This is a genomic window from Vibrio sp. SCSIO 43009 (assembly GCF_023716525.1).
GTDB classification, from domain to species: Bacteria; Pseudomonadota; Gammaproteobacteria; order Enterobacterales; family Vibrionaceae; genus Vibrio; species Vibrio alginolyticus.
This window is the reverse complement of the sequence record NZ_CP071843.1, coordinates 383,833-395,842: the sequence shown is the minus strand read 5'-3', so window position 1 is coordinate 395,842 and position 12,010 is coordinate 383,833. Positions and strand designations below refer to the sequence as shown.

Below are 12,010 nucleotides of genomic sequence, written 5' to 3'. Positions count from 1 at the left end.
AGAGAAACTCGTACTTGGCTATGATGGGTAGCACTTCTATTCAGGACATTTTATTGAAGTGCTACCCTACTTTTCTTACCAACCGCAAGAACTTACCGATTCCTACTGTTACTGCTCGCTAGATAATTCATATAATGATGAGCGGTGAATAATAAAAAATTGATCGAGGACGAGCTACATGGCGAGTGTCACGTTAAAAAATGTTTGTAAAGCGTATGGCGACGTACTGATTTCTAAGAACGTAGACCTAACAATCAACGAAGGTGAATTTGTTGTTTTCGTAGGTCCATCAGGTTGTGGTAAATCTACCCTTTTACGTTGTATTGCCGGTCTTGAAGACATTACTTCAGGTGATTTGTATATTGGTGACCAGCGCATGAATGACGTCGAACCATCCAAACGTGGTGTTGGTATGGTATTCCAGTCTTACGCTCTTTACCCGCACCTTAACTTATATGACAACATGTCATTTGGCTTGAAACTAGCAAAAGCAGACAAAGCAGAAATCGACAAGCTGTTGAACAAGCAGCAGAAATCCTACAACTAGGCCACTTGCTTGAGCGCCAACCAAAAGCACTTTCTGGTGGACAGCGTCAACGTGTGGCGATTGGCCGAACAATTGGTATCGCAGCCAAATGTATTCCTTCTAGACGAGCCACTATCAAACTTGGATGCGGCACTGCGTGTAAACATGCGTGCACAAATCACGAAACTTCAGCGCCAACTTGGTTGTACCATGATCTACGTAACGCACGATCAGGTAGAAGCGATGACAATGGCAGATAAAATCGTTGTACTAGACGGCGGTTATGTATCGCAAGTTGGTAAGCCGCTTGAGCTTTACCATTACCCACAAAACCGCTTTGTAGCTGGCTTTATCGGTTCTCCGAAAATGAACTTCATGAGCGTATTCATTGATGAAGTAGAAGCAGAGCGCGTCAAAGTTCAACTATCTAACGGCGTATCTTTCTGGATTCCGGTGGATGGTACAACCGTTAACCGCGGCGACCGAATGTCTTTAGGCATTCGCCCTGAGCACCTATTATCCGCTTCTGAAGCTGATGCAAGTATTCACGGTGAAGTGATGATTGTTGAGAAGCTAGGTAACGAAACTCAAGTATACCTAAATCTAGAAGGCGCGGACGCCGACGTTATTTTCCGTCAGCCGGACACGCTTGCAGTCGACACTGGCGATAAAATCGAGATCGGTATTCCAGCTCATCGTTGTCACCTGTTCCACAGTGATGGTCGCGCATGCCGCCGCCTATACAAAGAAAACGGCGTAGAAGTCGAATAGTTCATTCGTCCTTACTCAAAAAAATCCCTCTCAAGTGAGAGGGATTTTTTTATCTTAATAAATATCAGCAATTCGATACTAAATCATTAATCGTGAACGAATCAAATCACCCGTTTCTTCTACCCTCACATAAACCATTGTCTTTGTACTGATACTTCATTTTTAATACTTTTCCTCATTCCTCATAAGTAAGTACCAGCTTTTTCCTAACCCGCCAAACTTAGCCAAAGGGCTAAATATCATTCTTATTTCCACTTACCTCAACAAAGCAAATTTTTACACTTATCAACGAAATTACACGTGACAAAAAACTCAGCAGCATTCCACAGAATGCTCTGTGCACTAACTACTAATAACGTTCACGACACGGCAATTGGGGAAGACACCCAAGGGCGGTAGCGTGTCAGAAGGGAAACTGAGTCATGAAACAAAAAGGACTTATCCGCTCTCATGAGATGGAGTTCGCTTTTTTATATCGCATCTCAGATCTTGCTGTCATCGTCTCTTTTATGCTGCTTTTAGTGTTCAAAGACATGAATACTGCGATGGGGAAAGATTACGTCATATTGGCTTTCGTTGGAGGCATCTCCTTTCTATTTATGGCAGAAAGCGGCAATCTGTATCGCTCTTGGCGAACCAGTTCGTTTAAAGAGCAGATGTTTATTGTCTGTGTTGCTTGGGCGGTGACTTCTGCACTTATCTTTATTGTGCTGTATTTTTCTGAAGTCCATACCTTATTTGATAACACAATTTTAGCGCTGTGGTTTGCGATTACGCCCGCTCTGCTCTTAGCATGGCGAGTAACATTCCGTACCGGATTAGCCTATTTGAGAAAAAAAGGATTCAACACTCGCACTGCGATCATCATCGGCCAAACTCCTCACGGCATTACCCTAGCTAACGAAATTCAAAACCACACAGAACACGGCGTGCTTTTTGATGGCTTTTACGACGAACGATCTTCCGACAGATTGCCAAATTCTGATTATCCTATTAAAGGAGCTGTTGACCACGCCCTTGAGCGAGCTAAAAAAGGGGAAGTAGATTACGTCTATATCGCGATGCCAATGCACGCAAAAGAGCGCATTGCGTCACTTCTTAACCAATTCTCAGATACCACCGCAAATACGTATCTGATTCCCGACTTCTTCACTTATAACCTTTTACATTCTCGTTGGGCGCAGATCGGCCAAGTTCAAACACTAAGTGTCTTTGATACACCTTTTGCTGGAATTTCTTCTTGGGTAAAACGGTTTGAAGACATCTTGTTTTCGAGCATTATTTTGGTCTTAATCGCCCCTATTCTATTCGTCATTGCGATTGGCATTAAGGCAACTTCTAAAGGCCCTGTCATCTTTAAACAACATCGTTACGGTCTTGATGGACGCAAGATTGAAGTCTGGAAGTTCCGTTCAATGACAACCATGGATCAAGGTTCCAACGTGAAACAGGCGACAAAGAACGATCCTCGTATTACGCCTTTTGGCGGATTTCTACGTCGCACCTCTTTGGACGAACTACCTCAATTTATCAATGTACTGCAAGGGACCATGTCTATTGTCGGCCCACGCCCTCATGCCGTGGCACACAATGAAGAATACCGTCAGATCGTGGATCGCTACATGCTACGTCACAAAGTAAAACCAGGCATTACTGGCTGGGCGCAGATTAATGGTTATCGCGGCGAAACCGACACCTTAGAAAAAATGGAAAAGAGAGTCGAATTTGATTTGGATTACATCCACCACTGGTCGGTTTGGATGGACATCAAAATCATCTTTATGACCGTTTTCAAAGGCTTCACTGGTGCTAACGCTTACTAAGGTTAAGATTATGAAGAAACTGACAATGGCAATAGCATTGAGTCTGTTTTCTACTGACTTGCTCGCAGAACCGATGGCTTACCAAACCGAGTCTGGTATAGAGTTGATTCCCCTCGTAAAAACTTTCTACGAGGGAGATGACAACATCAATAAAGCGGAAAAATCCGGCAATGTAGAATCGGTCAATATTTGGGGTATAGAACCAAGCTTACTAGCACGTATAGAACGGAATCGCTATCGCGCAGATATTTTATATAAGTTAAAAGCGGGCTTTTCATCTGACGATCGCAACGACTTCGACGACCACACTTTTCAGTTTTCCAACTTTTTCGAATTTAATCATCGTCATCGTTTAGTGGTTGATTACCGTTTTCGCGCCCAGCATGAAGTTCGAGGAGAAGATATTACCGAAGGTAATGGTAGCGCAATCGACTCACCAATAGAGTTCAACCGTAACGATGTAAAAACCAATTATGTCTTTGGATCTAACGGTGCCAAAGGCAGACTCGAATTCGGTTTAGGCTATAGTGATAAAACCTATCAAAACTATCGTGACGGCTTGCCTGGTCGCCCAAACGCTAAAACTAAATACAACGATTTTCGAGCTCCCAATGCACATTTGGAGTTCTATTTAAGAGCGACGCCAAGAACCTATTGGTTAGTCGGAACAAACCAAATCGTAACCGAGTATCAGCACCGAAATTCTGCGCAGCCATCGAAAGATAACAACACCAGTTTCTATTACACCGGTGCCGAATGGGAAGTCACAGGAAAAACCAAAGGCATCGCTCGAATCGGTTATCAAATCAAAGATTTTGACAGCGCTCAACGAGAGACATTTAAAGGCTTTAGTTGGGATATCGGCTTTGAATGGTTGCCTCAAGAACAAACTCTAGTCAGCGTGAAAACCACTCAAGCGGCGGTTAACCCCGATCAAGATGGCGATTACAACCTACAAACTCGTTACCGACTGAACCTGAAGCACGATTGGAATAGTTACCTTGCAACTCGCTTAGGTGCTGTTTATCAACAAGATGATTACACGGGAATCTCCAGAAACGACGATCGGTACACTCTATCTTTTGGTATCGATTATCAGATCAAACGTTGGATACAGCTGCAAGCCGATTGGCAATACCAAGATAAAAACTCTAGCCGATCGGGTTATAGCTTCGAACAAAACATTTGGACTTTAAGCGCACAGTTTTCTCTGTAAAAAGGATTATTAATGAAGGCATTCATCAAATTCATGAGTGTAGCGTTGTTGCTATTTAGCACTTTGGTCAACGCTGACTCAAACGAGGAAGATTACTTACTCGATACTGGCGATACCATTTCCGTGCAGGTCTATGGTGAAGAAGATCTTACGATTAAAAATATTCTAATAACGTCAGATGGCTATTTTGATTACCCCTACCTTGGCCGAATCAAAGCAATCAAAAAAACACCAAAACAACTCAAGTACGAAATAGAAACGGGCTTAAAAGGCGATTATCTCATCAATCCAAAAGTGATGGTCACCATCAATAACTTTCGTCTGTTTTACGTTAATGGCGAAGTCAGGAAACCTGGTGGATTTGAGTACCGTCCAGGGTTAACCATAGAGAAGGCCATCGCTCTAGCAGGTGGCTTGACCGACAGAGCCTCACGCAAAGGCATTAACCTCACCAAGCATAAAACGGGTCAAACGATGGAAGGAGTCAGTATGCACCGCAACGTTGAACCTGGTGACATTGTATTTATTGACCAGAGCTTCTTTTAAGTGACAGGGAATCAAATGAACGGGACTCATCCAAATAATCTCCAGATGAACAAAGTAGAACTGATTCGTTTTGGCCATCACTTCAAAGCGATTAAAAAGAATTGGCTAAGCATCGCAGCATTCACGCTTCTGTTCTCATTAACTTGTACTTGGTATATCTACTCCAAAGCATCGATATACCAAGCTACAGCTACGCTACTCATCCAAGAGGAGCAAAAAAGCGCCCTTTCAATCGAGGAAGTATATGGCGTCGACACGACAAAAAAAGAGTACTTTCAAACGCAAATCGCCATTTTAAAATCGAATCATATTGCAGATAAGGTCATTAGAGAGCTGAACCTCACCCCATTACCTGAATTCACAAGCTCAGGGGGGTTAAATAAAAAAATCGACCAAATAAAGTCGATTCCTTTTGTTCAAGACCTACTGAATGTGGCACCAAGCCCAAAAGAAACCGCGCAGTTTTCAGAGTCCTATTATCAGGCACTTCAAGCTTTCAGAAGTAAACTCGATATTGAGCCAGTACGTAACACCCAATTAGTCAGAGTTCGCTTTCGTTCTACCGATCCTAAGCTTGCTACGACAATCGCCAACGCGGTCGGCCAAGCCTATATTGACGCAAATTTTGAAGCCAAATTGGTCGTTACACAAAATGCGGCTACTTGGTTGACAAATAACTCTCAAAAATTGGAGGAGCGATTACGTAACTCGGAGCAAGCGCTGCAAGAATTCTTGTTAAAAGAAGGGTTGATCGATATAAACGGTATTGATGAAATTTACGCAAATGAGCTAGAAGAACTCACTCGCAAGCTGAATATCGCTGTTAATAAGCGTATTGAAGCGCAGACGTTAATCCAACTGTTACGACGTAAATCTTCGCAAAGTTTAGACAGCTTGTTGTCAATTGATGAATTCGCTAATCAAGCGCAAATCCGCGATCTAAAATTGTCGGAAGCACAGGCAGCCAAAAATCTCTCTGAACTGGCACAGCGCTACGGACCTAAGCATGATCGAATGATTCAGGCGAAAGCACAGCTTGCTGAAATTCAATCAAGAACCCAGCAACTCATCCGTGACATTTCCTTCAGTAAGCAACAAGACCTTCTTGCTGCAAAAGCGCAAGAGGACATGCTTCGAGCAGAACTCGATAACAAAAAGTCAGACTTTCAATCGTTAGGGTCACAAAAAGCGCGTTACGAACAGTTAAAACGCGAGGTTGAATCCAATAAGGCACTCTATGAAGCGTTCTTAAATCGTGAGAAAGAGACCAACGCCACCAGCGACTACAAGAATGTCACTGCTCGCTTTACTGATAAAGCCATCATTCCTCTATTCCCGGTGGCACCACAACGAATCAAACTGGTACTAATTGCCACCTTTTTTGGCTTTGCCATTGCTTGCGCTCTAGTCATCATCTTAGAAACGATGCGAGAAGTTATCCGAAGCGCAGCCGATGTGCAGGAAAAACTTGGTGTTACGTGTTTAGGTGTGATTCCTATGGTCAAAAAACGCAATTTGCGTAAAAACGGCGTCAGTTATACCGCGTATTTAAATGATGAAGAAAAACTATTTAGTGAAGCTTGCCGCTCGGTCAGAACCTCGCTTCTGCTCAGATTAACCAACACGAAGCAAAAGATATTGCCCTTTACCTCTGCTATTCCAGAAGAAGGAAAAACATCGACCAGTATCAATATGGCGGTGTCGTTTTCAAAAATGGAAAAGGTGTTGATCATCGACTGCGATTTACGTCGACCTTCCATCGCAAAGCGATTCGGTATTGCTGAATCAAGCCCTGGCTTAACGCATATCCTGACGATGGATACGCCAATCAAAGATTGTGTTACACATATAAAAGAAGCCAACTTAGATGTATTATCGGCCGGCCTAATTCCGCCAAACCCACAGGAATTACTGGCTTCTGATCGCTTTAAAAAGTTGCTCGAACATTTTCAAAATAAGTATGACCGGATCATTATCGATACACCGCCCCTACTGTCAGTGAGTGACGCACTTATTCTTGGTCAGTATGCCAATGGTCTGATTACCGTCATTCGCTCAGAATCAACAAAATCATCACTGGTTAACCTTGCGTTATCTAAACAAATACAACACTCAGTTCCATCTCTTGGCGTCTTAATCACACAAGCCAAGGCCAAGGAAGGAGAGACGCTTTATGTCCAGAAATACGCCTACTAGCGTAAACCTATCTTGGTACCAAACATTGAAAAGCCAAGAGCAGCCGGTATTGATCTATCAAATGGGCAAAGTAGGTTCGAGTGCATTAGAGCATTCCATTCCTGACTCGATTCACTTGCACGACCTTATGACCGTCGATGCGCAAAAACAAATATCCCCCGTTAGAGCGCAATTGCATAAGCCTCAAATCAATGCGTTAAAGCGACGACTAAAGCGCATAACAATGAGCCGCATGTTAAAGCGTAAGAAAAAAGTTCGAATTATCTCGCTGGTGCGTGAACCGATCGGACGAAATGTCTCAATGTTCTTTCAAGCACTTCCTTTTTGGATGGCGGACAAATATCTAAAGGATGACAGCGCAATACGTACCGAACGACCGCAATTACTCCAAGAAGCATTTGATAAGCACATGAATCATCAATATGCGCTGCAGTGGTTTGACAACGAGATCAAACAACTAACAGGGATTGATGTGTTTAACGAGTCTTTTAATCACGAAGTAGGCTATCAAACATACCATAACAAAAACTTCTCACTGTTGGTCATTCGAAGTGACAAGCTAACGAAGGCTAACTCCGCAGTTGAAGACTTTTTAGGTTACCCCGTGGATGTTGTTTATGAAAATCAATCAGACAACAAATGGTACTCGCCACTAATGAAAGAATTCAAAACGCAATTTCAACCTACACCCGAGTACGTTGAAGAAATGCTGAATTCTAAATTGACGAAGCACTTTTTCTCAAATGCAGAAATCACCGACCTTAAACAGCAATATCTGACCAATTAATCATGAAAACCAAGATTCTACATATTATCAATGATCTTTCTCAGAACGGCGGTGCTCAGAAGTTCTTAGTCGACCTTGTTTTAGAACATAAGCCTGAATACGAAATCAAAATTTTGGTCTTGTGTGATGAAAATGATTACTTACCAATGCTATCCGCCCAAGGCATAGAGTGTTTTAACTGGCGCACATTGCCATTGAGTGAGAAATTCTCTTTGCTGCGTTGGCCGGATGTCGTTCACGGGCACCTCTACCCTTCCATTTACCTAGCGCTATTGGCGGTAGGTAAAAAACGAATCCAGACTGAGCACTGTTCTTATAACCGTCGACGTGACTATCCGCTGTTTAAGTTCATGGAATACGTCTTGTATTGGGGCCACGACTTGACGGTCAGTATTAGTGAAAAAGTACAAGATGAACTGGTGAAGTTCATGCCTCGCTACCAACACAAATATCACGTGGTGCACAATGGCGTTGATTTAAAAAGGTTTTCTATGACGCCAAGATGCGCCAGCCACCTAATCGACAAACCAGTTATCAAGATTGGAATGGTGGGCCGACTTCACCAACATAAAGATCATGAAACGCTTATCCAAGCACTTATCCATTTACCAAGACGATACGAACTCCACCTTGCGGGAGATGGAGAAAAAAAATCGTCACTGCAAGAATTGGCAACAAAAATCAACGTCGCGCAACGTGTTCACTTTCATGGCGTAGTTTCAGACGTTCCAGCCTTTTTGAACGACATGGATATTTACGTGCAATCGTCGCACGTCGAAGGCTTTGGTTTGGCGGCGGTTGAGGCAATGGCAGCAGGCTTACCCGTACTATCGTCGGACGTACCTGGTTTGGATGACGTCACCGGACGTGCCGAATATTTATTTCAAGTTGGTAACGCCACTGAACTGAGCCAAAAAGTTCTCCAACTGTGTGAAAGTGTTGAGCGGTATGACGCTGCAAGTCAATACTCAGTCAATAGGGCCTCTCTCTACACCATCGATAAATTTCGTGAAGGTTACTATGGAATCTACCAGCAGCTTTGCGCCAACAAATAATTCCGCGCCATCGAGCCATCGCGCCTCATTGCTTGCAGCATGCCTATTAGCATTGTTCTTTATTCCTATGAAGTTTCGTGCTGGAGGAATAGCGCTAGCCCCATCTGACATCGCAAGCCTTTTGTCCATTGGTTTTACTGCATTAGTGGTATTGGAAGGAAAAGCTGAAAAACTCATGCATCCCTGTATGGGGTTCCTCATATTGTTCACTGGGTATGTGTTCATAAATGGTCTGCTAAATCGCGTCCCTTTAATGCCGCTAGTTATAGAAACTGTGCAATGGTTAGCGATTTTGTGCCTACTGAGCCTAATGTACGCCTATGGCGTGTTTGATGACGAACGGGTAATGGTTTACTTCACGTATCTGTTGTTTTTCATCTGTACGCTCGTTGCCTTATGGCACTTTGCTCAGGGCTATCAAAGCGGGTTTAAGTTACTCGGGGTAAGTAAATACGGGTTCGGTGTACTGTGCTCGCTACTGTACCTTTATCGAGATAAAATTCGCGCTTTCCACCTTTTGATGCTCGTAGCTTTAGTATTACTGGTGTTGTCACAAGAAAGAAAAGCGCTACTTGGTTTTTGTCTGCTTTTCTTCTTTGACCAACTGCTCGTAAAAAACTTAATGAGAAAATCGCTCAGCGAAACGTACACGTGGACGATTTTATTAGCCTTAAGCTTCATTGTGTTTACTGCCGTCACAACCACACTCTACGTTGGGTTTGAAACGCTAGCAGACAAATTGGAAATAACCCAAGAAGACGTCTTATTTGCCAACCAAAGTGAAGCCCGCTGGGTATCGAATCTTCATAGAAAACTTTTACTTGCCAATGGGCTAGATATTTTATTTCAACACCCGGTGTTAGGTGTCGGCGCGAAAATGTTACCCAACTTTATGATCAGTTACTTTAATTATGATGAGCTGGCGATCTACACCCACAACTTTGTGTTAGATACCGCAATTGAATACGGATTGCTTGGTATCGGTCTGCTGTTTGGTGGTTATTTTCTTTTTATTCGCTTTTGCTTCCGTAGTCTTAATGAAAACAGAAAAAGCCTATTACTTGCGATATACGCCCTCATCATGGTGTTTTTCGTTGCGGTAAACACCACCATAATTTTAATACTCTTATTACCCGTCATGATCAGCATGAGCAACGACTCAAGGGCCATTGCTCATACTTTTCCGGTAAACCATCACCACGAATATGAATAATCAAGGATAGGATAGATGAAGTATTCAATCTCTCGACAATTTGAAAAGAACCGAGAACTCCAAGCTGATAATTTTGTTTTAGTTTACCAAATGGGCAAAGTTGGCTCCTCATCAATTGAGCACACGCTAGGGGAGAAAAATATCCCGAGCTATCACATCCACACCTTTGATGATCACGAAGAATTTCACATGTATCACAATAAAAAAGACGTGAGTAAATTCTTCGACTTCCGAAACCGCGCACTCTATCGCTTAGTGCTCAAGCAGCGAAAACGTATCTTACAAAAACGCGAGCAGATTAAAATCGTTACGCTGGTCCGCGATCCAATCGCAACTGTCTTTTCTCGTTTCTTTCAAGACCTCCATTTGCAATTTATCGAAGGCAAAAAGAATGATGCAATTCACCGAGATATGGAAGTCACGTATCAGCACCTCGAGCATTGCTTTGATAACTATATCAATCTCAACTATTTTGCGGACTGGTTCGACAACGAGTTAAAGCGTAATTTCAATATCGATGTGATGCGCCAAGAGCTGGACAACACTCAACCTTTCTTCACATTCCAGAACGCTCAGGCCAACGTCATGCTAATCAAATGCGAACAGCTCAGTTCTCTTGATAAAGAAATCGGTGAGTTTCTTGAGTTGCAAGACTTCGTGCTGAAAAACAGCAACGAAGCGAAAAACAAGTGGTACTCCAATATCCACCAACACTTTAAGAATCACTACGACTTCTCAAAACTGTTCTATATGTACGATCTTCCCTTGTATCGCCACGTTTATTCAGAGCAAGAGCGTGATGCTTTTAAACACAAATGGATGCAAACACCAGGGACAAAATCATCATGAAGAAAGTACTCCATGTTACAGAAGCATTTGGAGGTGGCGTTCAAACCGCCCTCTATAGTTATGTTCACTCATCCAGAGACGAGCCTTATCAGCATTTCTTGCTAGCCAGAGCCCGAGAAAACGACTTGACCAATGAGAACAACCACCACATTTTCGTACAGACAAAGTGGGTAGAAGGCGGCTTGCTTCAATTTATTCGCGATGCAAACCACAAGATTGCATCACTTGGCCCCGACGTCGTGCATTTGCACTCGAGTAAAGCAGGATTTCTCGGCCGATTTCTAAAGCTTGGCAAGGCACGCTTGGTTTACACACCGCACTGTTATGCCTTCGAACGTGAAGATATCTCAGAGCTTGCACGCCAGATCTATAAAGCACTAGAGAAAGTAAAACTGAGCAAAATTGATGTGGTTGCAGGCTGTAGCCAACGAGAGTGTGACCTAGCCATTAGCATTGGTGCGAAACGTGCCGAACTGCTCAACAACTACGTGTCTTATCAAAGTGAAGATCGTATAGAGCGAAACAAGCAAGAAGCGCTGAAGCTCGTTGTACTTGGTCGTGTCGCGCCCCAAAAAGATCCTCAGTTTCTTATCAGCACATTGCAGTTCCTTAATCGGTATGCGCTTAACCGCCCGATAGAGATCACATGGATAGGTGGCGGTGACCACGTACTCGAACAGAAATTACGCACTGAAAATGTGGATGTAACGGGCATGCTGCCTCGCGATGAGGTAGTTGAAAAGCTCAAGGGTTCAGACCTTTATCTACATACTGCAGCATGGGAAGGGATGCCGTTAACCATTCTAGAAGCATCCAAGTTACATCTTCCTATGGTTATTCGGACCATCGGCGCAACCAAAGATCTCAACTACCCGTTTTTAGCGCTCACACCTGAAGAAATGGCCAAGCAGATCGCGCATTGTGTCAATCATTATGAAGAGATCGATTTTCGCCAATATACAGCAGAATTAAACGATGCCTTCAGTGAAGAAAAACAGCGCCTCGCACTCAATAAACTTTACGGTTAA

Annotated in this window: 9 protein-coding genes and 1 pseudogene; all 10 read left to right on the top strand. The window is 43.2% G+C overall.

The window, feature by feature from the left end; genetic code table 11:
* Nucleotides 1-178 precede the first annotated feature (178 nt).
* The 10 genes and pseudogenes from malK (at nt 179) to J4N43_RS17395 (ending at nt 12,010) form a co-directional block, all read left to right on the top strand.
* Nucleotides 179-1,297, top strand: a pseudogene (malK, locus tag J4N43_RS17440) (maltose/maltodextrin ABC transporter ATP-binding protein MalK).
* 422 nt (nt 1,298-1,719) lie between these two features.
* Nucleotides 1,720-3,120 carry an undecaprenyl-phosphate glucose phosphotransferase gene (locus J4N43_RS17435; RefSeq protein WP_033906767.1) on the top strand — a complete coding sequence of 467 codons (1,401 nt, stop codon included), beginning with the start codon at nt 1,720-1,722 and terminating at the stop codon, nt 3,118-3,120.
* Between the two features lie 10 nt (nt 3,121-3,130).
* On the top strand, nt 3,131-4,336 hold the full coding sequence (locus J4N43_RS17430; protein ID WP_047102587.1) for an outer membrane beta-barrel protein: 1,206 nt from the start codon (nt 3,131-3,133) through the stop codon (nt 4,334-4,336).
* A gap of 12 nt (nt 4,337-4,348) precedes the next feature.
* Complete coding sequence (locus tag J4N43_RS17425) at nt 4,349-4,882, top strand: polysaccharide biosynthesis/export family protein (protein ID WP_005375265.1); 534 nt, start codon at nt 4,349-4,351, stop codon at nt 4,880-4,882.
* A 15-nt stretch (nt 4,883-4,897) separates the two neighbouring features.
* The gene (locus J4N43_RS17420; protein ID WP_172677728.1) at nt 4,898-7,078 is read left to right on the top strand and encodes a GumC family protein; all 2,181 of its coding nucleotides are present in this window, start codon (nt 4,898-4,900) and stop codon (nt 7,076-7,078) included.
* Nucleotides 7,056-7,865, top strand: coding sequence for a putative capsular polysaccharide synthesis family protein (locus tag J4N43_RS17415; RefSeq protein ID WP_053307884.1), 810 nt, complete (start codon nt 7,056-7,058; stop codon nt 7,863-7,865). Before J4N43_RS17420 ends, J4N43_RS17415 begins: the two co-directional genes overlap by 23 nt.
* Before the next feature lie 2 nt (nt 7,866-7,867).
* Nucleotides 7,868-8,920, top strand: coding sequence for a glycosyltransferase (locus J4N43_RS17410; RefSeq protein WP_017821254.1), 1,053 nt, complete (start codon nt 7,868-7,870; stop codon nt 8,918-8,920).
* Nucleotides 8,886-10,133 (top strand): O-antigen ligase family protein, encoded by a 1,248-nt coding sequence (locus J4N43_RS17405; RefSeq protein WP_053307885.1) that lies wholly within the window; start codon nt 8,886-8,888, stop codon nt 10,131-10,133. Before J4N43_RS17410 ends, J4N43_RS17405 begins: the two co-directional genes overlap by 35 nt.
* Nucleotides 10,134-10,148: 15 nt before the next feature.
* Nucleotides 10,149-10,982, top strand: coding sequence for a putative capsular polysaccharide synthesis family protein (locus tag J4N43_RS17400; protein WP_017821256.1), 834 nt, complete (start codon nt 10,149-10,151; stop codon nt 10,980-10,982).
* Complete coding sequence (locus J4N43_RS17395) at nt 10,979-12,010, top strand: glycosyltransferase family 4 protein (RefSeq protein ID WP_053307886.1); 1,032 nt, start codon at nt 10,979-10,981, stop codon at nt 12,008-12,010. Before J4N43_RS17400 ends, J4N43_RS17395 begins: the two co-directional genes overlap by 4 nt.

Bases quoted from the DNA above. Each gene is read 5' to 3' on its own strand.
- J4N43_RS17435 (WP_033906767.1), top strand. From the start codon at position 1,720: ATGAAACAAAAAGGACTTATCCGCTCTCATGAGATGGAGTTCGCTTTT.
- J4N43_RS17430 (WP_047102587.1), top strand. From the start codon at position 3,131: ATGAAGAAACTGACAATGGCAATAGCATTGAGTCTGTTTTCTACTGAC.
- J4N43_RS17425 (WP_005375265.1), top strand. From the start codon at position 4,349: ATGAAGGCATTCATCAAATTCATGAGTGTAGCGTTGTTGCTATTTAGC.
- J4N43_RS17420 (WP_172677728.1), top strand. From the start codon at position 4,898: ATGAACGGGACTCATCCAAATAATCTCCAGATGAACAAAGTAGAACTG.
- J4N43_RS17415 (WP_053307884.1), top strand. From the start codon at position 7,056: ATGTCCAGAAATACGCCTACTAGCGTAAACCTATCTTGGTACCAAACA.
- J4N43_RS17410 (WP_017821254.1), top strand. From the start codon at position 7,868: ATGAAAACCAAGATTCTACATATTATCAATGATCTTTCTCAGAACGGC.
- J4N43_RS17405 (WP_053307885.1), top strand. From the start codon at position 8,886: ATGGAATCTACCAGCAGCTTTGCGCCAACAAATAATTCCGCGCCATCG.
- J4N43_RS17400 (WP_017821256.1), top strand. From the start codon at position 10,149: ATGAAGTATTCAATCTCTCGACAATTTGAAAAGAACCGAGAACTCCAA.
- J4N43_RS17395 (WP_053307886.1), top strand. From the start codon at position 10,979: ATGAAGAAAGTACTCCATGTTACAGAAGCATTTGGAGGTGGCGTTCAA.